The organism is Leucobacter massiliensis, assembly GCF_002982315.1.
Classification (GTDB): domain Bacteria; phylum Actinomycetota; class Actinomycetes; order Actinomycetales; family Microbacteriaceae; genus Leucobacter; species Leucobacter massiliensis.
In genome coordinates this window covers 314,655-340,129 of the sequence record NZ_MWZD01000013.1, presented here as the reverse complement: position 1 = coordinate 340,129, position 25,475 = coordinate 314,655, and the positions used below count along the sequence as shown (strand labels likewise).

Sequence of the window (25,475 nt, the reverse complement as noted above, 5' to 3'; positions counted from 1 at the left end):
GCACAGCACTAGAGTCACCCGCGAAGATCTGCGGGGGTAGCTCCAGACTAGCGAATGTCCACCATGGAGCCCGCACATTCCTTGTTGATTGTGTGAAATCCGTACAGTGCCCGCGTTTACGCTGCGCGTTCCGCATTTCTCGGTCGATGGTGGTGCGTAACCGGTTGCCGGAGCCAGGCCGGCCCCGGCCCGGGTGATCCTGGGTCGGATGGTCGCTAGGCTGGGGGCCCCGCACATCGATGGCGTCGTCCGGCGCCGGATTGGAGGCAGCATGGTGCTCGAGGTCGGCGCGCAGGCGCCCGATTTCACGCTCTCGGATCAGCACGGCGAGGAGCTGACGCTCTCGGAGCTCGTTGCGGAGGGGCCGGTCGCGCTGGTGTTCTTCCCTCTCGCGTTCTCGGGCATCTGCACGGGCGAGCTGTGCGAGCTGCGCGACAACCTCTCGGTGTTCTCCGACAGCAAGGTGCGCCTGCTCGGCATCTCGGTGGATTCCGTGCCGGCGCTGCAGGCGTGGGCGCAGCAGGAGGGCTACGAGTTCTCGATCCTCTCCGACTTCTGGCCGCACGGCGCTGTGGCGCAGGCCTACGGGGCCTTCGTCGAGGAGCGCGGGATCGCGACGCGCGCCACGCTCGTGATCGGGGAGGATCGCCGCGTGCTCGCCTCATTCGAGACGGAGCCGGGGCAGGCCCGAGACTTCGGGGCCTACCGCGAGGCCCTCGCCGCGATCTGATCCGGGACTCGGCGCGCCGCTCCGATGGGCTTCGGCCTGCCGCTGCGGCGCGCTGAGCTAATTCGTCCCCGCGGGCGGACGTCCCCTACAATCGGGGGGTCCGCTCCGCGGGCGAGGGCCTGTAGCTCAGCTGGTAGAGCGCCACGTTTACACCGTGGATGTCGTCGGTTCGATCCCGGCCGGGCCCACTGCCTGTGATTCGCCAGCTGGCGGCGAGACCGTGCCATTCCGCTGAGTCCGCATGTTGCAGTGGCGCAGGGGCGTGCGGACTCAGCGGAAGGGTGCGGACTCGACCGGGAGACGGCCAGGGTGCCCGCGGGAGCGAAGGCGGTCGAGCCTCAGGCGGCCGCCGAAGCGGACGGGCCGGCGGTCTCCAGCGAGCGGCGGAGGGCGTCGGCGTCGATGCCCTGGGCGGTGAGGAAGTCACGGGCCGGGCACTGCGCACGCAGGATGCCCAGCAGCACGTGCGAGGCGCCGATGGTCTTGTTCTTGAGCCGGAGCGCCTCGCGCAGGGCGAGTTCCAGGGCCTTCTTCGCGTCGCGGGTGAAGGGAATGCGAGCCGGGCGGTGCCCGGCGGCGTCGAGGGCCCCCGGTCCGAACACTGCGTCGGCGCGCTCGCGGACGGCGGCGAGGTCGATGCCGAGGCTCTGCAGGGCCTCGCTGTCGATGCCGGACGCCACCAGCTCTGCGCGGAGCGATTCCCGCAGCCGCTCGGGATCGACGTCGAGCCGCCGGAGTGCCGCCGCCGGGGTTTCCTGGCCCGTCAGCGCCATCAGAAGATGGCGGGTGTCGATGGATCGCGACGCGGTCGCGCCGGCGACGTCCTGCGCTGCGGCGACGGTCGCCCGGGCTTCGTGGCTGAGACGTTCGAACATGGATTCCTCCTCAGTGGTGCTTCTTGTGCGCGGCCTGCCGGGTGACGCCGAGCGCGTCCGCGATCTGCTGCCAGGACCAGCCGAGCGCTCGGGCACGCTCGACGTGCAGCGTCTCCAGCCGGTCCGCCAGCACGCGCAGGGCGCGGACCGCGCGGAGCCCCACACCGGGGTCGTCGCTGATGGCCGTGTCGAGCAGTGCGTCATCCATATGTCAATAATGGTTGACACTCTCGCTGGTGTCAACCCGAGCTGACATGTATCACGCGCATGCGCCCGCTCGGCCGCCGGGACTCCCGAGATGCCAGTCGGGATCCCGCGCCAGTGCTCCCGGGACCGAGGCCGGCCCCTCCGAGGCTGCGGAGCAGCGCCGCGGTGCGCTCGCTCAGCGGGGGAGGGCGGCCTCGATCGCGGAGACGATGGCCGGATCGAGCGGCTCCACCGTCGGGCGGAAGCGCTGGACCGAGCCGTCGGGCGCGACGAGGAACTTCTCGAAGTTCCACTTCACGCGACCGGCCTTGCCGTCCTCGTCCGGTACCTCGTGCAGCAGTTCGTACAGGGGGTGCTTATGCCGCCCGTTGACCTTCACCTTCTCCATCAGCGGGAAGGTCACGCCGTAGCTCGTGGAGCAGAAGGTCTTGATCTCCTCGGCATCCCCGGGCTCCTGATTGAGGAACTGGTTCGAGGGGAATCCGAGGACCGTGAAGCCGCGATCCGCGTACCGGCGCTGCAACTCCTCCAGCTGCGTGTACTGCGGGGTGAGGCCGCAGCGCGAGGCCACGTTCACGATGAGCACCGCGCGGTCGGCGTAGTCGGCGAGCGACGCGGCCTCGCCGTCGATGGTGGTGAGCGGAATGTCCCGAAGTTCCATGTCCCCAGGTTACGCCCGCCGACCGAGTGCGTGCGCAGAATCGCCGTCCAGCGCGTGCCGTCACATCGCCGCGGCGGCTAGGGTCTTCAGTACGAGCCCGAAGCCGCACGTTCCGGTGCGCCGGCCCGGACCGCAGCCGAGGAGAGGACACCGATATGAGCGACGCCACCACGCCCGGCGCACCCGCAGGCTGGTACCGATCCGAACGCCCCGGACAGCTCCGCTACTGGGACGGCACTCGGTGGACCGAGCACTACGCGCCGGATCCTGCAGCGAGCCCGGCGCCTGCAACGCACGCGGGGCCCTCCGCTCCGCCCGCCGCCTCGGCCGATGCGCCCGGCGCCGCCGCGCCCGGAGCTGCCGCAGCCGCCCCCGCGCCCAGCCGCCGCTCGCTCCCCGGCATCGCGATCGCGGGGATCGTGGTCGGCGCCGTGCTGCTGCTGGCCGGGGCGACCGCGGGCATCGGATTCGCGGCCGGGTGGTTCGGCCCTTCGTCGAGTGTGTCTGAGGCGCGGGAATCGCCCGAGACCGCCGAGCCGCCCGCCTCGCCCGAGCCCTCCGAGAGCCCCGGCACCGCCCCGGGCACGGGGGACACGAGCTGCGACCCGGACTCGCAGGAGGCCACCTCGCTCACGATGTCACTGGTGATGGGCGTCAGCTCGAGCCGCTACACCGCCCACCCCATGTCGGTGACCCCGGCGATCGAGGAACGCCAGGGCCGGTGCCTGCTCACCATGACCGCGGTCCTCGACTCCGGATCGCAGTTCACCGGAGACGACCTCAGCGGCCTGCTGAGCCTCGTCGACGAACACGCCGACGAGGTGCCCGACTCGGTCGAGTACCTGCAGTTCAACCTCCTCGACAGCGACTTCTCGACCCCGCTCTCCCTCGCCGACGCCTTCACGGAGCTCGGCGGCGACGCGACGGGCATCACGGCCGAGAGCGGCGTGATGTTCCCGATGAGCGCGATCAAGGGAACGGAATGAAGCCCCTCGGCACGGCGTTGACACTCGCGGCGGCCGAGTCCGGCCGCTCAGGATGAGGAAAGCAGGTTGAACGGAATGGACCCGGCTCAGGACGACGCCGTGATTGCGCAGGAGATCGACGGGGCCGAGGCGCTCAAGCGCGCGTTCCGCGAGCACCCCGCAGGGGTCTCGCTCATCACGGCACAGACGCCCGAGGGCCCGGTGGGCCTCACCGCCTCGAGCGTGTCCTCGGTGGGCATCGATCCCGCAGCCCTCTCCTTCTCCGTGACGCGGGCCACCGGCAGCGCCGGGGGCATCCTCGGCGCCGACAGCTACCTGGTGCACCTGCTCGACGCACGTCACGCGGGGATCGCCCGCTCCTTCGCGGTCTCCGGCGCGGAGCGCTTCACGCCCGATCAGGGGTGGAGCACGCTGCCCACCGGAGAGCCCTACCTGCCCGGCACCCGGGCCGCGCTGCGCTGCCGCACCCTGCACTCACTCCGGGTGGGTGACTCCGCGATCGTCGTCGCCGAGGTGCTCGGCGCCGTCTTCGGATCCTCAGCGGAGCCGATGGTCTACCACGATCGCGCCTTCCGCGGACTGGGTGAGGGGCCGCTCGGCGGCCCCACCGCCTAGGCTGGGGCCACGGGACGAAAGGACGGGGACATGCCGGAACAGCAGCAGGATCAGCAGCAGATGGGCGCCTACGTGGTGGGCGGCGAATCGTTCGAACGCGACACGAACTACATCGAGGACCGGATCGTCGCCGATCCCGCAGCCGTGCGTGCCCTGCCCGCGCCCCCGAAATCGAAGGTCGGCTCACTCGGCTTCGGTCTGAGCGAGGGCGCGCAGGCGTGGCCGGTGGAGCCGGGACGCTACCGGCTCGTCGCGGCCGCCGCGTGCCCGTGGGCGAACCGCACGCTCATCGTGCGCCGCCTGCTCGGCCTCGAAGACGTGATCTCGCTGGGCCGGCCCGGCCCCGTCCACGACGCGCGCTCCTGGACCTTCGATCTCGATCCGGGCGGGATCGACCCCGTGCTCGGCACCGAGCGACTGCAGCAGAACTACTTCACGCGCTTCCCGGGCTACCCCCGGGGGATCACCGTTCCCGCGATCGTCGACGTGCCCAGCGGCGGGGTCGTCACCAACGACTATCCCCAGATCACGCTGGACTTCTCGACGCAGTGGCGCGAGTTCCACCGCGAAGGCGCGCCGGATCTGCTGCCGGCGGAGCTCACCGAGGAGATGTGGCCGGTGATCGAGCGTGTCTTCACGGAGGTGAACAACGGCGTCTACCGCTGCGGATTCGCCGGCAGCCAGGCCGCCTACGACGACGCCTACGCGCGTCTGTGGGCGGCGATGGACTGGCTCGAGGAGCGACTCGCGACGCGCCGCTTCCTCATGGGCGGCAGTATCACCGAGGCCGATGTGCGGCTCTTCACCACCCTCGTGCGCTTCGACCCCGTGTATCACGGGCACTTCAAGACCAATCGGAACCGGCTCACGGAGATGCCGAATCTGTGGGCCTATGCCCGCGAGCTGTTCCAGACCCCGGGCTTCGGGGACACCGTCGACTTCGTCCAGATCAAGCGGCACTACTACGAGACCCACACCGACATCAACCCGACGCGGATCGTCCCCGACGGGCCCGATCTCTCGAACTGGCTGGAGCCGCACGGCCGGGAGCGCCTCGGCGGCGCGCCCTTCGGCGAGGGCACGCCTCCCGGCCCGGTGCGCGAGTCCGAGCGCGTCACCGCCGGGCACAGTCCGCTCGTCCCGGCCTGACCCCGCGGAAACGGGAGGCACGAGCGGCCGGGCCCGTTGGCCGAGCACCCCGCACGGTCTCGGAGGACGTCAGCTCGGATCGACGGGGATCCCGACCGTGTTCAGGTTCCGCGCCTTGTCCCGGCGCTCGACGCCGAGGCTCAGCACCGCCAGGGCGAAGCCGAGCACCGCGAGCACCGCGCCCACCCATCCGGGCGCGAGGTAGCCGAGCCCGCCCGCGATCACCACTCCGCCGAGCCAGGCGCCGAGCGCATTGCCCACGTTGAAGGCGGCGTGGTTGATCGCGGCGCCGAGCAGCGCCGCCTCGTGCGAGATGCGGATCAGCCGCGTCTGAATCGAGGGAATCAGCGTCGAGGAGGTGAGGCCGAGCAGGAAGACGCTCACGAACAGGCCGACGGCCGACTGCGCGAGGAGCGTGTAGAGCGCCAGGACCACGATGAACGACACGAAGCCCCACACGATCGTGCGCTGCAGATTGCGGTCGCTGGCCCAGCCGCCGAGCAGATTGCCGACGGTCATCCCGACGCCCAGGCAGGCGAGCACCCACGGGACGACACCGGCGCCGAGTCCGGTTTCGCGGGTGGTGACCTCGGCGATGTAGGAGTACACGGCGAAGAAGCCGCCGAAGCCGACGCAGCCAACGGCGATCATGATCCAGGTGCGCGGATTCGCCAGCGCGGAGAGCTCGCGCAACGGGCTCCGCTCAGGGTTCCCCGGGAAGCGGGGCAGGAAGATCAGTGCCAGGAGCAGCGCCGTCGTGTAGATCACGGCGACGAAGACGAGCGCGAGCCGCCAGCCGAAGGACTGTCCCATCCACGTCGCCAGGGGCACGCCGAAGACGTTCGCGAGCGTCAGTCCGGAAAGTGCGAGGGCCACGCCGCGCCCCTGATTGCCCGGTCCCATGATGCGTGCCGCGAGCAGCGAGGCGACACCGAAGTAGGCGCCGTGCGGGAGCGCCGCAATGAAACGGAATACGGCGAGCGAGCCGAATCCCGGCATGCACGCCGAGGCGATCGTGGCGACGATGAAGATGCCCAGCAGCCAGAACGCCAGCGTGCTCTGCGACATGCGCGCCCCGAACACGGCGAAGAGCGGGGCGCCGACGACGACCCCGAGCGCATACGCCGTGATGAGAGCCCCCGCCTGCGCGATGACCGTCTCGGGAGACTGCTCGAAGCCGGGGATCAGCTCGCGTGCGATATCGGGAAGCAGGCCCATCGCCGCGAACTCGGTGACCCCGATGCCGAAGCCGCCGAGGGCGAGGGCGAAGAGCGCGAGTGCGCGGCGGAGCGGGGTGTTCAGCGGCATGACGCCCTTTCGCGGGTGGCGGGTGCGGGTGCGGGTGCGGTGGCCGGCGCGCGCCGGATCGGCACGGCGGCAGCGATCCGACCATGCTACCCGTGAGCGGCCCCCCGGTGCGCGGCCCGCGGCCGCGGCCGGTCATCTGTCCGGATCCGTGCCCCGAACTGGCGTGATCCGCGCGGAGGGGCCGTCGTCAGCGGCGCTCGCGGTTCCACCGCGCCACGGCTGCGGAGATCTGCCCGAGCTCGTCGACGTCGACCCTGCAGCAACCCCCGATGAGGCGCGCGCCGATCGCGGCCCACTCGGCGACGTGCCCGGCGAGCGATGCCGAGCTGCCCGACCAGCTCCGGGTGTCCGCGTGCCACTGCTCGCCACTGTTCGGGTACACGACGAGGGGGAGTGCGCAGGCCTCCCGCATCTCGCGGAGTGCGGCCGCGGCGTCCGCTGCGGCGCAGCAGTTCACGCCGACGGCGATCAGGCCGCGGGTGCGGGCGGCGAGCCGCGCAACGGCGGCGGGGGAGTCGCCCGAGGGGAGCTTCCCGTCGACGAGGGACACGCTGAGGATGCCGGGCGTGTGGCACTCCGCCAGCTCGGCCGCGAGGGCCTCCGCCTCGGTGAGCGACGGGATGGTCTCGCAGAGCAGCGCATCGGCCCCTGCTGCGTCGAGGGCCCGCAGCCTCGGCCGATGCCACGCGCGGAGCTCCGCGACGCCCACGGCGGAGCCGTAGTCGCCCGTGTACTCGCTGCCGTCGGCGCGGGCCGCGCCGTAGGGCCCGATGGAGGCCAGCACCCAGCGGGGCTCACCGGGAACGGAGGCCTCCGCAGGCGCGTCGGCGGCTTCCCGCGCCAGTTCGACGCTGCGCGCGAGCAGCGTCGCGGCCTCGTGCGCGGGCAGGCCGGCGCGCGCGAAGCCGTCCGCCGTGACCTGATACGAGCAGCTCGTCGCGATCCGCGCTCCGGCGGAGAAGTAGTCGGCGTGAGCGGCACGCACCTCTTCGGGTCTGCTGCGCAGCACCTCCGCCGACCACAGGCTCCCGGTGACGTCGTTGCCGCGGGTCTCGAGCCGGGTGCCGAGGCCTCCGTCGAGGGTCAGCGCCCCCGCACGCAGCGCCTCGGCCAGCGTCGGCTCGGCCCGCTCACCAGCCACGCGCCAGCCAGGCTTCGAGGTCGGGCTGCTCGTGGGCGATCGAGGTGTCGTCCCCGTGGCCGGGGCTCACCCGCGTGTCGAGCGGGAGCGTGAAGAGCTTGCTGCGGATCGAGTCGACGATGCCCTCGAAGCTGGAGTACTCCCAGCGGGTCGCGCCCGGCCCGCCCCGGAACAGGGTGTCGCCCGAGAAGACGGTCCGGATCCCGGGCAGCGCGAAGCACACCGATCCCGGGGTGTGGCCCGGGGTGTGCAGGGTGACCACGCTCTCGCCGGCGACGCGGAACTCCGCGCCGTCCGCCAGCTCGAAGTCGGGCCTGCGGTCGCCGTGCACCTCCTCCCACAGGAACAGATCGGCGGGATGGAGGTAGAGGTGCGTGTCGAGCCGCTCCGCCGCCTCCACCGCAGCGTTCACGTGGTCCTCGTGCCCGTGGGTCAGCAGGATCCCCAGCGCCGTGCGCTCGCCGACGCCGCGCACGATCGCCTCGGCGTCGTGCGCGGCGTCGATGACGAGCGCCTCGGAGTCGTCACCGAGCACCCAGACGTTGTTCTCGAGCTCGAAGCCCTCCGGAGGGAACTCGGCCCGGCCCACGCCGATGAACCCCCTCGTCTCGATCCGCTCGATGCGTAGCCCGCTCATGTCTGCACCTTTCAGCGGGCATCCTCGCCCGCGCTCGAACAACTCCCCGGAGAATCCTAGGCCCGCGTGACGACCACGGGGCAGGGCAGCGCCTGCAGCACGCCGTGGCTCACCGAGCCGAGCAGCAGCCGGGAGATGCCGCCGCGGCCGCGGCTGCCGACCACGATCATGTCGGCCCGTTCCGCGGCCTGCACGAGCGCCGCCACCGGCGCCGACTGCACGATCTCGCGGCGCACCTCGAGGTCGGGGTAGCGCTGGGCCAGGCCGGCGACGCCGATGGCGATCGCCTCCTCTGCGGCTGCGCGCTGCGACTCGACGAGCTCCTCGCTCCACAGGTACTCGAGGCCGGGGGTGAGCGGAGGCATCCAGGCGTAGACCGCGATCAGCGGCACGCCGCGCGTCGAGGCCTCCTCCGCCGCGAAGGCGATGGCCCGCTTGGAGGGTTCGGAGCCGTCCACGCCCACGACGACGCCGGTGCGGCTCACCGCGTCCGCATCGTCGGCGGGGATCACCGCCACCGGGCAGTGGGCGGTGGCCGCCGCCTTCACCGCACGGGTGCCGAAGAAGGATCCTGCGAAGCGGCTGCCGCCGTGGGCTCCGAGAACCAGCAGATCGGCGTGCTTCGAGGCCTCCTCGAGCTCGGCGATGGGGTGACCCACCACCGCGGTGCCCGTGATCTTCCCCGAGAAGCCGAGGCTGCGCGCGTACTCGGTCTCGCCCTGCAGCATCTGCTCGGAGGCCTGCTGTGCCTCCGAGAGGAAGGCGACGCTCTCCGAGAGGAACGAGTCGTCGGCCACGTGCAAGAGCTCGACCGAGGCCCCGCGCTCGGTCGCCCGGGCCAGGCCCCAAGCGAGAGCCGCTCGGCTCTGCTCGGATCCGTCGACTCCGATGAGGTACTTCTCCGACATTTCGGTTCCTTTCCCTTGGCGTTCCCGAGCGCGGGCCGCGCTCAGGCCTCGCGCACCGGGAGGTGCGCGGGATGGTTCCCGGCGAGCTGTTCGATGATGCGCACCACCTGGCAGCTGTAGCCGTACTCGTTGTCGTACCACACGTAGAGCACGGCGCTGTCGCCGGTCACGATGGTGGCGAGCCCGTCGACGATGCCGGCGCGGTTCGAGCCGACGAAGTCGGTGGAGACGATCTCGGCCGATTCGACGTAGTCGATCTGGGTGCGCAGGGCACCGGTCAGCGAGACCTGCTCCAGGAAGGTGTTGAGCTCGTCGCGGTCCGTCTCGCGCTCGAGCTGCAGATTGAGGACCGCCATCGACACGTCCGGGGTGGGGACGCGGATCGCATTCCCGGTGAGCTTGCCCTCGAACTCGGGCAGTGCCTTCGCCACGGCCTTCGCGGCGCCCGTCTCGGTGAGCACCATGTTGAGCGCCGCCGAGCGGCCGCGGCGGTCGCCCTTGTGGAAGTTGTCGATGAGGTTCTGGTCGTTGGTGTAGGAGTGCACCGTCTCGACGTGGCCGCGCTTCACCCCGAAGCGGTCGTTGATCACCTTGAGGACGGGGGTGATGGCGTTGGTGGTGCAGGAAGCGGCGCTGAGGATGGTGTGCTCGTCCGTGATCTTGTCGCTGTTCACGCCGTAGACGACGTTGAGCATGTCGCCCTTGCCGGGCGCGGTGAGCAGCACGCGGGAGATCCCCTGGTTCTGCAGGTGCTGGCCGAGGCCCTCGGCGTCGCGCCACTTGCCGGTGTTGTCGACGAGGATCGCGTTCTTGATCCCGTAGCGGGTGTAGTCGACGCTGGCCGGGTCGTTCGAGTAGATGACCTGGATGCGGACACCATTGGCGAGGATCGCGTTCTCGTCCTCCAGCACCTTGATGGTGCCGTTGAAGGGGCCGTGCACCGAGTCCCGGCGCAGCAGGTTGGCGCGCTTCGCGAGGTCGTTCTCGGATCCCTTGCGCACGACGATGGCGCGCAGGTTCAGGCCGCGACCGCTGCCGGAGTGGTCGATGATGATGCGGGCGAGGAGCCGCCCGATGCGGCCGAAGCCGTAGAGCACGACATCGGTGCCCTCGCCGGGCTGCGCGTCGAGGGCGGGCGCGAGCTGCTCTCGCAGGTAGGCGTCGAGGTCTGCCGAGCCGCTGCTGCGGAAGCCGTTGGCGAGCAGGGCGAGGTCGACCGACACGGGACCCGGCTGGATGCGCGCGAGCGCGTCGACGACCGCGGAGGTCTCGCTGAGCGAGAGCTCGACGTCGTCGATCTTCCGGGCGAAGCTGTGCGCCCGGATGATGTCGATGGGTGAGCGGCCGACGAGGCTGCGGCCGTGAACGGACATCACCACGTCGTGGTCGCGGTAGAGCTGCCCGATCTGCGGAATCATCCGCTCTGCGAGTTCCTGCTTCGCCTTCCAGGTCTCAAGGTGAGCATCGGCACGCTGAATCATGTGAACGGAGGGTTCCTTTCAGTGGTGTGAAGAGGTGTCGGCCTGCCCGCCGGTGACGCCGCAGCGTCTCCGTCCAGTATCCCACGCTCATGACGCCGCGTGACACCGCGATTACCGGGCGCGGCGCCCGGTCGCGCAGGCTGGAGAGGTGCGCTGCGGCGGGGGCCGCGGCGCGATCCGCATCCGACTCGAACCACCCTGAGGAAACGTCATGACCTTCTCGAAGCGCGGCGTGCTCGCCGCATCGCTCACGGCCTTCGCACTGCTGCTCACCGCCTGCTCCGCGCCATCCGGAGGGGATGCGGAGGACGATGCCGGCGCGACCGTCAAGCTCGGCGTCGTCGGCGCGAGCGACCCCTACTGGGAGACCTTCGTCGACGCCGCCGAGGAGGAGGGGATCGACGTCGAGCTCGTGAACTTCGACGACTACAACCTCGCGAACCCCGCTCTTGCCGCGGGCGAGATCGACATCAACCAGTTCCAGCACATCATCTACCTCGCGCAGCACAACAACGCGACGGGCGATGATCTGCAGCCCATCGGCGCCACCGCGATCTACCCGCTCGGGCTCTACTCGGAGCAGTACGAGAGTGTCGAGGACATTCCCGACGGGGCCACCGTCGCGATCCCCTCGGATGAGACGAACCGGGCCCGCGCCCTGCTCGTGCTCCAGTCGGCCGGGCTCATCACGCTCAAGGACGGTGGCACCGTCGTCTCGAAGCCGGACGACATCGACGCCGGGAAGTCCCGCGTCAAGGTGCAGGAGCTCGACGCCGCGCTCACGGCGACCTCGCTGGGCGACGTCGCGGCCGCGGTCATCAACAACGACTTCGTCGAGGACGCCGGGGTGAAGTTCTCGGACGCGATCGCGCAGGACGACCCGAGCGATCCGGCCGCGTTCCCCTACATCAACATCTTCGTGACTCGCGCCGACGACACTGAGAACCCCACCTACCTCAAGCTCGTGGAGATCTACCAGAACACGCAGGAGGTGCTCGACGGCGTGTACGAGAACTCCGGCGACACGGCGGAGTTCGTGAAGACCCCCGCCTCGGAGCTGCAGGAGAGCCTGGCGAAGGTGCAGGCGGACATCAAGTAGGGTCGAGCGGGCGCGGCGGCGGTGTGAGTGCGGCCGGCGCGCCCGCCGCTTCCGGCAGGCGCGGCCCGGCCGGCCCTGCCGAGGCGTGCGCCGGAGCTGCAGGAGCGAGGAGAGGAGGCACGATGACCAGGGTGAGCATCGCGCAGGTGAGCAAGGAGTACCCCGCGCGCGGCCGCAGCGGCGGTACGGTGACCGCCGTCGACGAGGTGTCGATCGAGGTGGCGTCGGGCGAGATCCACGCGATCATCGGGTACTCGGGCGCGGGCAAGAGCACGCTGCTGCGCCTCATCAACGGGCTGGAGCGCGTCACCTCGGGCAGGATCCTCGTCGGCGACCAGGACATCTCCGCGATGCGCGAGCGGGAGCTGCGCCGCGAGCGCACCGGCATCGGGATGATCTTCCAGCACTTCAACCTGCTCCGCTCCCGCACCGTCAGCCAGAACGTGGCCTACCCCCTCGTCGTGGCCGGCGCGCCGAAGGCGGAGCGCGCCCGCCGGGTCGTCGAGCTGCTCTCCTTCGTGGGCCTCGCCGACAAGGCCTCGGCCTATCCCGAGCAGCTCTCCGGTGGCCAGAAGCAGCGCGTCGGCATCGCCCGGGCGCTCGCCACGAACCCCGGCGTGCTGCTCGCCGACGAGGCGACGAGCGCGCTGGATCCCGAGACCTCCCAGGAGGTGCTCGCGTTGCTGCGCCGGGTGAACGCCGAGTTCGGCATCACGATCATCCTCATCACCCACGAGATGGAGGTGGTGCGCGGGATCGCGCACCGCGTCACCGTGATGGACGGCGGCCGTGCCGTCGAACAGGGCGACGTCTTCGACGTCTTCGCCCGCCCGCAGACGGACACGGCACGCCGCTTCGTCGCGACCGCGCTGCCGACGCGGCCCGACCCCGCCCACCTGCTGCGCCTCCGGGAGCAGCACCGGGGCAAGCTCGTCGCGGTGACCTTCGCGGACGGCCGGGTGGACCAGCCGATCGTGTTCCGCACCCTCGCCGAGCGCGGCATCGACGTCAGCATCGTGCACGGCGGCGTCACCGAGGTGGGCGGCCGCAGCTTCGGCACCCTCACCCTCGAACTCATCGGAGACGAACTGCAGGTGGAGCACGGGATCGCCGCGCTCGGCCAGCAGGCCGAACTGGAGGTCCTCGCCTGATGGACGCGATCATCGAGTTTCTTCCGAAGGTGCTCGTCGCCACCGGCGAGACGCTGCTGTATGTCGCCATCGCGCTGCTCGTGGGCGGTGCGCTGGGCCTGATCGTCGGCGTCGCGATCGTCGTCACCCGCAGGGGCGGCCTGACGCCGAACGCCGCGGTGTACGCGATCCTCAACTTCCTCGTCAACTTCTTCCGCCCGATCCCGTTCCTGATCCTGATGGTGGCCCTGCAGCCCCTCGCGCGCGTCGTCGTGGGCACGGGCATCCAGAGCCCCGCCTTCGTGTTCGTGCTGTGCTTCGCGGCGACCTTCGGCATCGCGCGCCTCGTCGAGCAGAACCTGCTCACCGTCGACCCCGGCGTGATCGAGGCAGCCCGCGCGATGGGTGCCGGACCCCTGCGCATCATCCTCACGGTGCTGATCCCCGAGGGCCTCGGCCCGCTGATCCTCGGCTACACCTTCGCGTTCATCGCGATCGTCGACATGTCCGCGCTCGCCGGCATCATCGGCGCCGGCGGGCTCGGCAACCTGGCGCTGCAGTACGGCTTCCGGCAGTTCAACCCGTGGATCACCTGGGGCACGGTGCTCGTCATCATCCTGATCGTGCAGCTCGCGCAGCTCATCGGCAACGCGCTCGCCCGGAAGGTGCTCCGGAGGTAGCCCGGGATCGCTCCGGAGGTGGCGCGGGATCGCTCAGGGCTCGGCCGCGGACGGCGGCGAGCGGGGCTCGTGCTGAGTGCAACTAGGCTCGGGGCATGAGCGATTTCACGGTGGCGGATCTGCGGCGGGCGTGCGAGGAGCTGTGGCCGGTCGGCACGGCGGAGTCGTGGGATCGCGTGGGGCTGGTCTCGGGAGCGGGCGACGCGCCGCTGCGGCGCGTGCTGCTCGCCGTGGACGCGGTCGAGGCGACCGTTGCCGAAGCGCTGGAGTGGGGCGCGGACGCGCTCTTCACCCACCACCCGCTGCTGCTGCGCGGCATCCACACCCTCGCCGAGGACACGGCGAAGGGTGCGCTGCTCGCCCAGCTGATCCGCGGCGGCTGCGCGCTCTACGCGGCGCACACGAACGCCGACCAGCCCGAGGGGGGCGTGTCCGCGGTGATCGCCGAGCGGCTCGGGCTGCACGGCGCCGAGGCGCTGGTGCCGGGGGACGGGCCGCGGCCGGGCGAGGTGTTCGGGATCGGGCGGATCGGCTCGCTGGCCGAGCCGGAGAGCCTGCGCGCCTTCGCGGAGCGCATCGCCGCGATCCTGCCCGTCACGGTCGGAGGGGTCCGCGTCGCGGGTGATCCCGGGCGGCGCGTGTCGCGGGTCGCGCTGCTCGGGGGCGCCGGCGACAGCCTGCTCGACCATCCGGCGGTGCGCGGCGCAGACGTGTACCTGTGCTCCGATCTGCGCCACCACCCCGCGCAGGAGTCTCTCGAGCTCTCGGCGGCCGCGGGCGGGCCGGCGCTCATCGACGTCGCCCACTGGGCGAGCGAGTCCCTGTGGCTCGACGGGGCGGCGCAGCTGCTGGGGGAACGCCTGCCCGGCGTCGAGTTCCGCGTGAGCCGCCTGCGGACCGACCCCTGGACGTTCTCGGTGGGCGCCTCCGACGGCCTGAGCGGATAGGCTTGCGGCTATGAAGGCAAGCCCTCGCCAACAGCAGCTGCTGCTCGATCTGCAGCAGCTCGACCACACGATCGCCCAGCTGCGCCGCAAGCGCTCCACGCTGCCCGAGCGGGCCGAACTCACCGCGCTCGCCGAGGAAGCCGCGGCGGTGCGCGACCGCTACATGGCGGCGCAGCGCGAACTCGACGCGCAGAATGCCGACATCGCCCGGGTCGAGGCCGATGCGGAGATGGTCCGGCAGCGCCGAGCCCGTGACGAGCAGCTGCTCGCGGCCAGCACCTCCAGCAAGGAGGCGCAGGCTCTGCAGGGCGAGCTCGACACGCTGCTGCGGCGCACGCGCGAGCTCGAGGACCGTGAGCTCGAGCTCATGGAGGTGCAGGAGCGTGCGCAGTCCGCGTTCGACGCTGCGGCGGCGGCGCTCGCCGGGGTCGACGGCAGGCGCGCGGAGCTGCAGCAGCGCATCGATGAGGCCGAAGGGCGCCTCGACCGCGAGCTCGCCGGGCACGCGGAAGAGCGCGCCGGCCTGGCCGCAGAGATCCAGCGCGACCTCGTGGAGCTCTACGAGGATCTCCGCGGCCGGATCGGGATCGGGGCGGCACGACTGCGCGGCAACGTCTCGGAGGCGAGCAACATGGCGCTCGCTCCCGCCGAGCTGAGCGACATCCGCGCCGCTGCGCCGGACGAGGTGGTCTTCTGCCCGGGCACGGGCGCGATCCTCGTCCGCGTCGAAGAGGAGTAGACTGGGCCCCGGAATGGGTCGGTGAGACGGTCGCGTCGATGCCGCGGCTTCGGTCGCGGGATCGCCGAGGAACGTCCGGGCTGCGCAGGGGAGAACGGTGGGTAACACCCACCCGGGGCAACCCGCGAGAAAGTGCAACAGAGAGCAGACCAGCCGTCCCGGCTCAGCCGGGCCGGTCCGGGTGAAAGGGTGGTGTAAGAGACCACCGGCGTCCGTGGTGACACGGGCGGCCAGGCAAACCTCGTTCGCAGCAAGGCCAGACAGCAGGTGATGACGCGCCCCGCCGAGCCTGCGGGTAGGCCGCTAGAGGGTGCCGGCAACGGCACTCCGAGAGAGATGACCGTCACCGTCCGCTTCGGCGGGCGGGACAGAACCCGGCGTATGATCCGGCCCATTCCGCCCGCCCCTCCGGCGCGGCTAATCGGAGACCGTGAGCAGCTCGAAGCCGTCCTCGCGCACGACGACGGTGTGCTCGAATTGCGCGGTGAGGCTCTTGTCGCGGGTGGTCACGGTCCAGCCGTCGTCCCACTGCTCCCACTCGTGGGTGCCGAGCGTCAGCATCGGCTCCACCGTGAACACCATGTTCGGCTTGATCACGTCGCCGTAGGCGGGTGCGGAGTCGTAGTGCGGGATGATGAGCCCGGTGTGGAACGCGGAGCCGACGCCGTGACCCGTGAAGTCGCGCACCACGCCGTAGCCGAAGCGCTTCGCGTAGGTCTCGATGACCCGCCCGATCACGTTCACCTCGCGCCCCGGCTTCGCCGCCCGGATCCCGCGCATCATCGCCTCGTGGGTCCGTTCGATCAGCTGATCCGCCTCTTCCGAGACCTCGCCCACCCGGAAGGTGCGGTTCGTGTCGCCGTGGAAGCCGTCGAGGTAGGCGGTCACGTCGACGTTGACGAGATCCCCCTCGCCCAGCACCGTGTCGTCGGGCACGCCGTGGCAGATCACCTCGTTCACCGAGGTGCAGGAGGAGGCGCGATAGCCGCGGTAGCCGAGCGTCGACGGGTAGGCGCCCTGGGAGACCACGTACTCGTGCGCGACGCGATCCAGCTCGGCCGTCGTCACGCCCGGTCGCACGGCCGCGCCCACGGCGTCGAGGGCGCGGGACGCGATGCGACCGGCGGCGCGGATGCGGTCGATCTCCGCTTCGGTGTAGGTGTTGTCGCCCGTGTAGGCGGGCGGGGCGGCGAGACCGACGTAGGGCCCGGCCCTTATACACATCTGACGCCGCCGATGGAAAGCAGGGTGGGGGGCCTCGGGGGGGGCGGCGCGCTCGGCGGGGAATGCGGCGGGGAACGGTGCGGGCGGGCGGCAGCGCGCCCGGCACCAGGTGGTGGTGTGCATCGAAGGGCATGCTCCTAGTCTATGAAGAGCACCCGGCAGAGCGCCGGTGCGGAGAGGGAGAGATGAGCAAGCGCGACTGGGGCGTCGAAGACCCGGAGGAGAGCTACTGGTACAACCGCCGCACGGGCGAGGTGGAGCGGGGACCGCAGTCGCTCGCGGTGGATCGGCTCGGCCCGTTCGCGAGCGCGGAGGAAGCGGCGCGGGCGAACGAGATCGTGGCCGAGCGGGCGCGGAAGTGGGCGGAGGAGGACGCGGCGGAGGACTGAACGGGGCTGGGATCCGAGTTCCGCGTGGCCCGCGCGGAGCATTGCGGTGCTGTAACACGAACGTCACGCGACCGCGATAGTCTGGGGCTGGCGGTGCGGGCGCGCCGCCCGTTCCGTGCGCAGGACGCGCGGGACGCGCCTGAGCGAACGGAGCCGGTGTGAGCAAGCAGCGCGATTTTGTTCTCCGCACCATCGAGGAGCGCGGCGTGAAGTTCGTGCGCCTCTGGTTCAGCGACGTCTCGGGGACGCTGAAATCGGTGGCCCTGGCGCCCGCAGAGGTGGAGGGCGCGTTCAGCGAGGGGATCGGCTTCGACGGCTCGGCGATCGAGGGATTGACGCGCGCCTACGAGTCGGATCTGCTCGCGGTTCCCGATCCTTCGACCTTCCAGCTCCTGCCGTGGCGCAGCCAGACCGCTCCCACGGCGCGCATGTTCTGCGAGATCCGGACGCCCAACGGGGAGCCCGCCGTCGCGGACCCGCGGAATGTGCTCAAGCGCACGCTCGCGAAGGCCGCCGAGCGGGGATTCACCTTCTACACGCACCCCGAGATCGAGTTCTACCTGCTCAAGTCGAAGGACTTCGGCGCCGAAGGCCCGGTGCCGGTGGACCGTGCCGGCTACTTCGACAATGTGCCGGGCGGCACCGCGCACGACTTCCGCCGGGAGAGCGTCAACATGCTCGAAGAGCTGGGCATCTCGGTCGAGTTCAGCCACCATGAGGCCGGGCCGGGGCAGAACGAGATCGATCTGCGCTACGCGGACGCGCTCACCACCGCCGACAACATCATGACCTTCCGCACGGTCGTGAAGGAGGTGGCGATCGCGCAGGGCGTGCACGCGACCTTCATGCCGAAGCCGCTCGCGGGCCAGCCCGGCTCGGGCATGCACACCCACCTCTCCCTCCTGGAGGGCGACACGAACGCCTTCTACGACGCCGGAGCCCGCTACCAGATCTCGCAGACCGGTCGCCGCTTCATCGCGGGGCTGCTGCGCCACGCTCCCGAGATCACCGCGGTCACGAACCAGTACATCAACTCCTACAAGCGGCTGTGGGGCGGCGACGAGGCGCCCTCCTTCGTGAGCTGGGGGCACAACAACCGCTCCGCGCTGGTGCGGGTGCCCATGTACAAGCCCGGGAAGGGCGATGCGGCGCGCGTCGAGTACCGCGGCATGGACAGCGCGGTCAACCCCTACCTCGGCTTCTCCGTGCTGCTCGCAGCTGGGCTGAAGGGCATCGAGGAGGAGTACGAGCTGCCGCCCGAGGCCGAGAACAACGTGTGGGCGCTCAGCGACGGCGAACGCCGGGCGATGGGCTTCGATCCGCTCCCGACGAGCCTCGACCACGCGCTCGCCGTGATGGAGCGCTCGGAACTGGTTGCGGAGACGCTGGGGGAGCAGGTCTTCGCCTACTTCATCCGCGACAAGCGGCGCGAGGTCTCCGAGTACCGCAGCCAGGTCACCCCCTACGAGCTGTCGTCCATGCTCGACACGGTGTGAGCCGTGGCCGGCGCGGAGCAGGGCGCCGCGCGGCCGACGCTGAAGCTCGCGGAGGTCGCGCGCGCCGGATTCCAGGATCTTTCGGCCGCCCGGGACGAGCTGCACGGGCTCGCGGAACCGCTGGGCGTGCCGATCGGCGTCCTCCTCGACGCCTTCGCGCAGGCGGCCGACCCCGACACCGCGCTGGCGCGGCTGCGCAGCCTCGTCGAAGCCCACCCGCAGACCCTCCGCGGCATCGAGCCGCCCTCGCTGCGGCGCCTCGCGCTGCTCTTCGGGGCGTCGCCCGCGCTCGGCGACTTCTTCGTGCGCAGGCCGGAACGGCTCCGGAAGATCCTCGACTCCGGGGGCCGGCTCATCGGGGCCGTCGAGGCGAGAGACGCCCTGCTGGCGGCCGTGCTGAGCCGCCCGGGCGCGGGGGATCGTGAGCCCGAAGTGCTCACCGCGGACGAGGGCTGGAACGCCCTGCGGGTGCGCTACCGGGAGTTGCTCGCCGAGCTCATGCTGCACGATCTGCGCCTCGGCCGCTCGGGGCGGGCCACCGAGGCCTTCGAGGGGGTCGCGCTCTCGCTCTCGGGTCTCGCCGCGGCGGCGATCGAAGCCTCGCTCGCGGTGGCCAGAGCGGGCGCCGCGGCCGGCAGCGGCGGCGCGCCCGTCGACCCCGAGCGCCTCACTGCGCTACGCCTCGCGGTCGTCGCGATGGGCAAGTGCGGCGCCGAAGAGCTCAACGTCGTCTCCGACGTCGACGTCATGTTCATCGTGGAGAGCGCCGACGAGGAGGCGCTCTCCGGGGACGCGCTGATCCGGCTCGGCACGCGGATCGCGAGCGAGACGATGCGCGGGATCCACGATCCCGCGATCGAGCCGCCGCTGTGGCAGCTCGACGCGAACCTGCGTCCGGAGGGACGCCAGGGCCCGCTCGTGCGCACCCTCGGCTCGATGCTCAGCTATTACGAGCGGTGGGCGAAGGGCTGGGAGTTCCAGGCGCTGCTGAAGGCGCGGCCGCTGGCGGGCGATCTCGAACTGGGCGGCCGCTTCGTCGAGGGCACCCGTGAGGCCGTGTGGGCGTCCTCCTCGCGGGAGGACTTCGTGGGATCGGTGCAGCGCATGCGTCAGCGCGTGACCGAGCACATCGCCGACGAAGAGCTCGAGGTGCAGCTGAAACTCGGCCCTGGCGGACTGCGCGACATCGAGTTCAGTGCGCAGCTCCTGCAGCTGGTGCACGGGCAGTACGACGAGCGGCTGCACCTGCGCGGCACGCTGCCCGCGCTGCGCGCGCTCGTCGAGGGCGGCTATGTGGCGCGCAGCGACGGTGAACGGCTCTCGGAGCACTATCGGGTGCTGCGCGTGCTCGAGCACCGGTTGCAGCTTCGCGATCTCCGTCGCACGGCCCTCATGCCGCGCGACGAGGAGGGCCTGCGCTTCCTGGCGCGCGCGAGCGGGCTCGCCGCCACCGGGGGCGAACTGCTGGCGCTCTGGGAGCGGACGAAGGTCGAAGTGCGCGAACTGCACCTGAAGATCTTCTACGCCCCGCTGCTCAGCGCGGTGGCCGCGCTGCCGGAGGAGGAGCTGATTCTCGGCAGCGAGGAGGCGCGGGCGCGTTTGGCCAGCATCGGCTTTCGCGATCCCGACGGCGCGATGCGGCACCTCGCCGCGCTCACCCGCGGCACCTCGCGCCGCGCCCGCATCCAGCGCAATCTCATGCCCGTGCTGCTGCAGTGGCTGGCGGAGGGCACGGATCCCGACTACGGGCTGCTCGCATTCCGGCGGGTGAGTGAGGCGAACCGCGAGAACCCCTGGTATTTGCGGCTGCTGCGCGATGGCACCGTCGCGGCCGAGCGGCTGACGCGGGTGCTCTCGTGCTCGCGTTTCGTGGCGGAGCTGCTGGAGACGATCCCCGAAGCGGTGGCCTGGCTCGACCGCGACGATGCACTGCAGCCCGTCCCGCTCGACACCCTCCTCGACGAGATGCAGGCGATCGCCTCGCGGCGTCCGAGCGTCGAGGCCGCCGCCGAGGCGCTGCGCACGGTGCACCGGCGCGAGGTGCTGCGCCTCGCGATGGGCCGGGTCGTGGGAGCGATCGACGACCACGCGGTTGCGGCCGGGCTCGACGCGGCCCACACGGCGCTGCTGGAGGGACTGCTGACGGCGCTGTTCCAGGCGGAATCCTCGATCGACGCCGGCACCGGCCAGCCGGGCGCGGGCGTCGGTCTCGAGCTGGCGCTGATCGGCATGGGGCGCTACGGCGGGGGAGAGCTGGGCTTCGCCTCGGACATCGACCTGGTCGCCGTGTACCGAGCGCCCGCCGAGGTCGCGCCCGAACGGTCGGCGCGGACCGCCACGCGGGTGGTCTCCGAGCTGCGCCGCCTCGTCTCGGATCCGCGATTCCCCGTCGACCTGGACTTCGACCTGCGGCCTGAGGGCAAGAACGGCCCCCTGGCCCGCAGTCTCGACGCCTACCGGAGCTACTACGAACGGTGGTCGGTCACGTGGGAGGCACAGGCGCTGTTGCGCGCGCGTCACGTCGCCGGCAGCGCTGATCTCGGTGCGGAGTTCATCGAGATGGCCGACGCGATCCGCTACCCGAGCAGCTTCGGCGAGGAGCAGGTGCGGGAGGTGCGGCGCATCAAGGCGCGTGTCGAGGCGGAGCGGCTGCCCCAGGGCGCCGACCCGAAGCGCCACCTGAAGCTCGGCCCGGGCGGGATCAGCGACGTCGAGTGGCTGGTGCAGCTGCTGCAGCTGCGGGAGGCGCGGCGCCACGAGGAACTGCGCACCGTGTCGACGGAGGAGGCACTCCGGGCTGCGGCACGGCTCGAGCTGCTCACCGCGGAGGAGTCGGCGCAGCTGGGAGACTCCTGGTGCTTCGCCAGCGAGGTGCGCTCGGCGCTGAAGCTCTGGTCTGGGCGGGGCTCGGATGTGCTGCCGGCGGCCTGGTCGGAGCTGGAGGGGATCGCCGGGGTGCTCGGCCTCCCGGGCGGGCACACCTCGGAGCTGGAGGAGCGCTGGTTCAGCGTGTCGCGACGTGCCCGAGCGGTATTCGAACGGGAGTTCTTCGGCTACAGCGATGATGCGCTCATCTCGCACTACTGAGCGTGCCGCCGCGCTCTGCCGGTCCGTAACGCGCACGTCACCGAAACGCCCCCGAAAATTCATTCCTGAAGACTAGCCAGGAACGTTATCGAAGCGTAATGTGATCGTTATGCAGTACTTACAATCATTTCTCGAGGCCCTGCTCGCCGAAGACGGGGCCGAGTTCGAGGACGAACTCGAATCCTGACCGACCGCGCCGCCGCGACAGCGACGTCGCCCGACCACACAGCTGAGGCCCCGATCCGAACCGGATCGGGGCCTCAGCCATGTTCTGGCGGGGCGTCATCCGTGGACTCGTCCGGCGCTCTCATCTCATCTGCCGCGCTCCACCGAGCCGACGAGCGATCCTCTGGCCCGGCCGCCCGGGCCGGGCGGGGCGACGGAGAGGGTCGCGTCCGGACCCGCGCGTGTGGCTGGGACCATCTGGAAACCTCGGGATTCCGCGTCACTTTCCGCGGCACATCGACACAGATAAGGAGGTCCACCTCACAGAAAGAAGGTCCGCACCTCATGATCATCTGGAAAGGCTGGGGCATCATCCCGGTCCTCTACGCACTGCTCGCGGCTGTGCTCCACGCCTTCATCGGCGCCGACCTCCTGCACTTGCCTGCGGCTCGCCTCGGCATCTCACTCGGAGTCCTCCTGCTGCTTGCGGCAGCCGCGACCTGGTTCTCCGGCGTGGCGATGAACCGGACCAGGCCTGAGCGCGCGGTCGAGTTGTGGGCGAAGGAACGTCGCCAGCAGCTCGACACCCTCGTCCAGAGCGGACAGTTCTTCCTCGGCCCGGGGCAGCCGCAGCCGACGTCATTCGAGGAGGCGCAGCGCATGTCCGACGAACTGCTCGCTCACGAGGTCGCGGAGGCCTCGCAGGCGGCGCGGAACCACCACACGCTGTTCTTCATCCCCTACCAGTACGTCGCCTTCTTCACGGCCGCCTGCGCCCTGCTCCTGATCGCTCAGGGCACCTTCGGCAGCGCGAACTGACGCGGGCGCCGAGCGTTCCTCGGCCTCCAGCGCCAGGCGAACGAAAACGCCCTCCACGACGCAGCGTCGTGGAGGGCGTTTCCGTGTCCGTCCATCCCGGAGGCGCGGGGGAACCGGACCGCGATCAGCGGAGGCAGGCCGAGGCCCGGCGTCTACACGCCGTAGTAGAGCTCGAACTCGAAGGGGTGCGGGCGCAGCGCCATCGGAGCGATCTCGTTCTCACGCTTGTAGGCGATCCAGGTCTGGACGAGTTCCTCGGTGAACACGCCGCCCTCGAGCAGGAACTGGTGGTTCGCCTCCAGCGCGTCGAGCGCCTCCTCCAGGGATCCGGGCACCTGGGGGATGTTCTTCGCCTCCTCCGGGGGCAGCTCGTAGAGATCCTTGTCGATCGGCTCCATCGGCTCGATGCGGTTGCGGATCCCGTCGAGGCCCGCCATCATCTGCGCCGCGAAGGCGAGGTAGGGGTTGCCCGAGGCGTCGGGGGCGCGGAACTCGATGCGCTTCGCCTTCGGGTTCGAGCCGGTGAGGGGGATGCGCACCGCCGCAGAGCGGTTGCCTGCCGAGTAGGCCAGGTTGACCGGGGCCTCGTAGCCCTTGACCAGGCGGCGGTAGCTGTTGATCGTCGGGTTGGTGAAGGCGAGCAGTGCGGGGGCGTGGTGCAGGATCCCGCCGATGTACCAGCGGGCGATATCGGAGAGCTGCGCGTAGCCGTTCTCGTCGTAGAACAGCGGCTCGCCGCCCTTCCAGAGGGACATGTGGGTGTGCATGCCCGAGCCGTTGTCGCCGAAGATCGGCTTCGGCATGAAGGTGGCGGTCTTGCCCCACAGCTCCGCCGTGTTCTTCACGACGTACTTGAACTTGAGCACGTCGTCCGCGGCCTTCACCAGGGTGTCGAAGCGGTAGTTGATCTCGGCCTGACCGGGCGCGCCGACCTCGTGGTGCGAGCGCTCCAGTTCGAGCCCGGCCTCGATGAGGCGCAGCGAGATGTCGTCGCGCAGATCCGCCTGCTTGTCGACGGGCGACACGGGGAAGTAGCCGCCCTTCTCACGGGTCGTGTTGCCCAGGTTGCCGCCCTCCATCTTGCGGGCGGAGTTCCAGGAGGCCTCCTCGGCGTCGACCTCGTAGAAGGTGCGGCGGGGGGTCGTCTCGTAGCGCACCGAGTCGAGGATGTAGAACTCGGCCTCCGGGGCGAAGAAGGCGGTGTCGGCGACGCCGGTGGAGACGAGGTACTGCTCCGCCTTCTTGGCGACCTGGCGGGGGTCCTTCGTGTAGATCTCTCCCGTGCGCGGGTTGAAGATGTCGCAGATGAGTATCAGCGTGCGCTCGGCCCGGAACTGATCGATGTAGGCGGTGGTGACGTCGGGGATGAGCTGCATATCGGACTCGGCGATGCCCGCGAAGCCCCGGATCGACGAGCCGTCGAACATCTGGCCGACCTCGAAGAAGTCGAGGTCCACGGTCGCGGCCGGGATGTTGAAGTGCTGCTGCACCCCGGGAAGATCGGTGAACCGGATGTCGACGAACTTGACGTCCGTCTCCGTGATGAAGTCGATGACTTCCTGCGGGGTGTTGAACATGCTGCTCCTTTTCGCCTGTGCGGAGTTCCGATCGGGGTCGCGGTGCGACGCCGAACGGTTGCCATCAACCCTACGCGACGGGGATTTCAGAAGCGTGAGTCTCATGTTTCGCGCGTGTTACGCGGCACTTGCCGGCGATCGCGGGCCCCGATCCCGAAACCTCATCGCAACCGGAGCACGCACCGGGCGACTCCCTTCCGCCTGCCCGGGGGCGTCTCAGGCACGCACCAGGACGGTGCCGGGGATCTTGTCGTGGAAGCCGCGATGGTCGGAATCCCACACCAGCACCGGGATCACCAGGCACAGCAGCAGCGTCCGCACCACCGGCCGCCACAGGCCGATCCATCCGCCGCTCAGCGAGAGCACGCGCATCCCGAGGATCCGGTGGCCGAGCGAACCGCCGATCGTCGGAATGAACACGATCTGCATGAGGGCGAAGAACAGGTAGTTCCACCACTCCGGGTGCGGGCCGCCGATGAGCAGGTAGGCGGGGAGCGCCGCGAGACCCCAGTCGATGCAGATCGCGAGCACGCGACGTCCCAGTCGTGCCACGGAGAGCGGCCCGGTTTCCGGGAGCCCGAGGCGCTCGCCGGGCCAGGCGCTGGGTTCGAGATCGCCGAAGCGCTGAGGCTGGATCTGGGCCATCGGATCAGCGGGGACGCTGCGAGCGGATGCGGTTCGGATCCATGCCCTTCGGGATCCCGACCGGCGCCGCCTGCAGCGAGACGAGGCGGTTGTACACCGCCGCGACCTCGCGTCGGTTCAGCTTCGGCTTCAGACGCACGAGCGTCTTCGAGAGCTTGGGGAGGGGAACGCCGTCCCCGTCGGGCCCGACGTAGAGGTGCACGACCTCGACGTTGCGCATCGCGCGACGGATCTTCCGCTCCTCATCGGCGGCCATGCGCTGCGTCCCCTGACGGGAACCCTCGGAGATGAGGACGATGCCGCCGCGGCCGACCACGCGGTACACCGCGTCCTGATTGCGGTTGATCGCGACCGGTACCTCCGAGCCGCGCCAGGAGCGGCGCAGCGCGCTCTGCACCACGGCACCGACGGCGCCGGGACGGCCCTCGATCTGCTGGTAGGCCATGCGCTCGGCGCGGCGCCCGAGCACGATCATCACGAGGAGGATGCCGACGAGCACACCGGTGAGCGGCCACAGCACCCAGCCGAACCAGTTGCCGCTGAGCAGCCAGGCGAGCAGCACCGAGAGGGCGACGGGCGCGACGAAGGAGAGCAGCAGCGCCCAGGGCAGATTGCGATCGTGGACCTTGGTGGTCTTGTAGATCTCGATCATCTGCCGGATGCGACCGGTCTTCTTCGTCTGCTTCGCCTGCTCTGCTGCCATGTTTCAAGGGTATCGTTTCCCTGCCTCCGCGCGCGCCACCGCGAAGGGGAGCGCATCGGAGTTCGCTCACAGCTGCG

General features: G+C 70.5%; 25 protein-coding genes, 1 tRNA gene and 1 other RNA gene. 15 read left to right on the top strand and 12 right to left on the bottom strand.

The window, feature by feature from the left end:
* Nucleotides 1-271 precede the first annotated feature (271 nt).
* Nucleotides 272-730 carry a peroxiredoxin gene (locus tag B4915_RS03785; protein ID WP_105804492.1) on the top strand — a complete coding sequence of 153 codons (459 nt, stop codon included), beginning with the start codon at nt 272-274 and terminating at the stop codon, nt 728-730.
* A 115-nt stretch (nt 731-845) separates the two neighbouring features.
* Nucleotides 846-918: transfer RNA gene (locus B4915_RS03780), tRNA-Val, on the top strand.
* Between the two features lie 150 nt (nt 919-1,068).
* On the opposite strand, the gene B4915_RS03775 is transcribed toward B4915_RS03780, so the two are convergent.
* From B4915_RS03775 to B4915_RS03765, 3 genes are all read right to left on the bottom strand, one after another.
* Nucleotides 1,069-1,605 (bottom strand): Clp protease N-terminal domain-containing protein, encoded by a 537-nt coding sequence (locus tag B4915_RS03775; protein WP_105804491.1) that lies wholly within the window; start codon nt 1,603-1,605, stop codon nt 1,069-1,071.
* Between the two features lie 10 nt (nt 1,606-1,615).
* Nucleotides 1,616-1,813 (bottom strand): RNA polymerase subunit sigma-70, encoded by a 198-nt coding sequence (locus B4915_RS03770; RefSeq protein ID WP_105804490.1) that lies wholly within the window; start codon nt 1,811-1,813, stop codon nt 1,616-1,618.
* A gap of 174 nt (nt 1,814-1,987) precedes the next feature.
* A complete protein-coding gene (locus tag B4915_RS03765; protein WP_105804489.1) occupies nt 1,988-2,473 on the bottom strand; it encodes a glutathione peroxidase in 486 nt (161 codons plus the stop codon).
* Nucleotides 2,474-2,628: 155 nt separating this feature from the next.
* On the opposite strand from B4915_RS03765, the gene B4915_RS14760 reads away from it, so the two are divergent.
* The 3 genes from B4915_RS14760 to B4915_RS03750 all read left to right on the top strand — a co-directional run bounded on the left by B4915_RS14760 (nt 2,629) and on the right by B4915_RS03750 (nt 5,223).
* Complete coding sequence (locus tag B4915_RS14760) at nt 2,629-3,459, top strand: DUF2510 domain-containing protein (RefSeq protein WP_105804488.1); 831 nt, start codon at nt 2,629-2,631, stop codon at nt 3,457-3,459.
* Between the two features lie 75 nt (nt 3,460-3,534).
* The gene (locus tag B4915_RS03755; protein WP_105804487.1) at nt 3,535-4,074 is read left to right on the top strand and encodes a flavin reductase family protein; all 540 of its coding nucleotides are present in this window, start codon (nt 3,535-3,537) and stop codon (nt 4,072-4,074) included.
* A 30-nt stretch (nt 4,075-4,104) separates the two neighbouring features.
* The gene (locus B4915_RS03750) at nt 4,105-5,223 is read left to right on the top strand and encodes a glutathione S-transferase family protein (RefSeq protein ID WP_105804486.1); all 1,119 of its coding nucleotides are present in this window, start codon (nt 4,105-4,107) and stop codon (nt 5,221-5,223) included.
* Nucleotides 5,224-5,292: 69 nt separating this feature from the next.
* Here the strand turns inward: B4915_RS03750 and B4915_RS03745 are convergent, their stop codons facing one another.
* The 5 genes from B4915_RS03745 to B4915_RS03725 all read right to left on the bottom strand — a co-directional run bounded on the left by B4915_RS03745 (nt 5,293) and on the right by B4915_RS03725 (nt 10,698).
* Entirely contained in the window at nt 5,293-6,531 is a 1,239-nt protein-coding gene (locus B4915_RS03745; protein ID WP_105804485.1) for an MFS transporter, read from the bottom strand.
* Nucleotides 6,532-6,718: 187 nt separating this feature from the next.
* Nucleotides 6,719-7,672, bottom strand: coding sequence for a homocysteine S-methyltransferase (gene mmuM / locus B4915_RS03740; RefSeq protein WP_105804484.1), 954 nt, complete (start codon nt 7,670-7,672; stop codon nt 6,719-6,721).
* Nucleotides 7,662-8,309 carry an MBL fold metallo-hydrolase gene (locus B4915_RS03735; RefSeq protein WP_105804483.1) on the bottom strand — a complete coding sequence of 216 codons (648 nt, stop codon included), beginning with the start codon at nt 8,307-8,309 and terminating at the stop codon, nt 7,662-7,664. The genes mmuM and B4915_RS03735 overlap by 11 nt, the downstream gene beginning before the upstream one ends.
* Nucleotides 8,310-8,365: 56 nt before the next feature.
* Nucleotides 8,366-9,217, bottom strand: coding sequence for a universal stress protein (locus B4915_RS03730; protein WP_105804482.1), 852 nt, complete (start codon nt 9,215-9,217; stop codon nt 8,366-8,368).
* A gap of 41 nt (nt 9,218-9,258) precedes the next feature.
* Nucleotides 9,259-10,698: a glyceraldehyde-3-phosphate dehydrogenase gene (locus B4915_RS03725; RefSeq protein ID WP_105804481.1), complete on the bottom strand. Its 1,440-nt coding sequence runs from the start codon at nt 10,696-10,698 to the stop codon at nt 9,259-9,261.
* A 211-nt stretch (nt 10,699-10,909) separates the two neighbouring features.
* On the opposite strand from B4915_RS03725, the gene B4915_RS03720 reads away from it, so the two are divergent.
* The 6 genes from B4915_RS03720 to rnpB all read left to right on the top strand — a co-directional run bounded on the left by B4915_RS03720 (nt 10,910) and on the right by rnpB (nt 15,691).
* Nucleotides 10,910-11,797, top strand: a complete 888-nt coding sequence (locus B4915_RS03720) for a MetQ/NlpA family ABC transporter substrate-binding protein (protein ID WP_105804480.1) — start codon at nt 10,910-10,912, stop codon at nt 11,795-11,797.
* 122 nt (nt 11,798-11,919) lie between these two features.
* Nucleotides 11,920-12,948 carry a methionine ABC transporter ATP-binding protein gene (locus tag B4915_RS03715; RefSeq protein WP_105804479.1) on the top strand — a complete coding sequence of 343 codons (1,029 nt, stop codon included), beginning with the start codon at nt 11,920-11,922 and terminating at the stop codon, nt 12,946-12,948.
* Nucleotides 12,948-13,607: a methionine ABC transporter permease gene (locus B4915_RS03710; RefSeq protein WP_105804478.1), complete on the top strand. Its 660-nt coding sequence runs from the start codon at nt 12,948-12,950 to the stop codon at nt 13,605-13,607. The genes B4915_RS03715 and B4915_RS03710 overlap by 1 nt, the downstream gene beginning before the upstream one ends.
* Nucleotides 13,608-13,702: 95 nt before the next feature.
* Nucleotides 13,703-14,554, top strand: coding sequence for a Nif3-like dinuclear metal center hexameric protein (locus tag B4915_RS03705; protein WP_105804477.1), 852 nt, complete (start codon nt 13,703-13,705; stop codon nt 14,552-14,554).
* Nucleotides 14,555-14,564: 10 nt separating this feature from the next.
* On the top strand, nt 14,565-15,293 hold the full coding sequence (locus B4915_RS03700; protein WP_105804476.1) for a zinc ribbon domain-containing protein: 729 nt from the start codon (nt 14,565-14,567) through the stop codon (nt 15,291-15,293).
* Between the two features lie 14 nt (nt 15,294-15,307).
* Nucleotides 15,308-15,691, top strand: an RNA gene (gene rnpB, locus B4915_RS03695) — RNase P RNA component class A.
* A 19-nt stretch (nt 15,692-15,710) separates the two neighbouring features.
* Here the strand turns inward: rnpB and map are convergent.
* Nucleotides 15,711-16,640, bottom strand: a complete 930-nt coding sequence (map, locus tag B4915_RS03690; RefSeq protein ID WP_425436302.1) for a type I methionyl aminopeptidase — start codon at nt 16,638-16,640, stop codon at nt 15,711-15,713.
* A gap of 62 nt (nt 16,641-16,702) precedes the next feature.
* Here map and B4915_RS03685 point away from each other — a divergent pair, with 62 nt between their 5' ends.
* From B4915_RS03685 to B4915_RS03670, 4 genes are all read left to right on the top strand, one after another.
* On the top strand, nt 16,703-16,906 hold the full coding sequence (locus tag B4915_RS03685) for a methionine aminopeptidase (protein ID WP_105804474.1): 204 nt from the start codon (nt 16,703-16,705) through the stop codon (nt 16,904-16,906).
* A 158-nt stretch (nt 16,907-17,064) separates the two neighbouring features.
* Nucleotides 17,065-18,402, top strand: a complete 1,338-nt coding sequence (gene glnA / locus B4915_RS03680; protein WP_105804473.1) for a type I glutamate--ammonia ligase — start codon at nt 17,065-17,067, stop codon at nt 18,400-18,402.
* A 3-nt stretch (nt 18,403-18,405) separates the two neighbouring features.
* Nucleotides 18,406-21,489 (top strand): bifunctional [glutamine synthetase] adenylyltransferase/[glutamine synthetase]-adenylyl-L-tyrosine phosphorylase, encoded by a 3,084-nt coding sequence (locus B4915_RS03675; protein WP_181158447.1) that lies wholly within the window; start codon nt 18,406-18,408, stop codon nt 21,487-21,489.
* Nucleotides 21,490-21,999: 510 nt separating this feature from the next.
* Complete coding sequence (locus B4915_RS03670) at nt 22,000-22,473, top strand: hypothetical protein (protein ID WP_105804472.1); 474 nt, start codon at nt 22,000-22,002, stop codon at nt 22,471-22,473.
* Nucleotides 22,474-22,625: 152 nt separating this feature from the next.
* Here the strand turns inward: B4915_RS03670 and glnA (B4915_RS03665) are convergent, their stop codons facing one another.
* From glnA (B4915_RS03665) to B4915_RS03655, 3 genes are all read right to left on the bottom strand, one after another.
* Nucleotides 22,626-24,050: a type I glutamate--ammonia ligase gene (gene glnA, locus B4915_RS03665; RefSeq protein WP_105804471.1), complete on the bottom strand. Its 1,425-nt coding sequence runs from the start codon at nt 24,048-24,050 to the stop codon at nt 22,626-22,628.
* 216 nt (nt 24,051-24,266) lie between these two features.
* Nucleotides 24,267-24,695, bottom strand: a complete 429-nt coding sequence (locus tag B4915_RS03660) for an RDD family protein (protein ID WP_105804470.1) — start codon at nt 24,693-24,695, stop codon at nt 24,267-24,269.
* Nucleotides 24,696-24,699: 4 nt separating this feature from the next.
* Entirely contained in the window at nt 24,700-25,398 is a 699-nt protein-coding gene (locus B4915_RS03655) for a DUF4191 domain-containing protein (RefSeq protein ID WP_105804469.1), read from the bottom strand.
* Nucleotides 25,399-25,475: the final 77 nt, after the last annotated feature.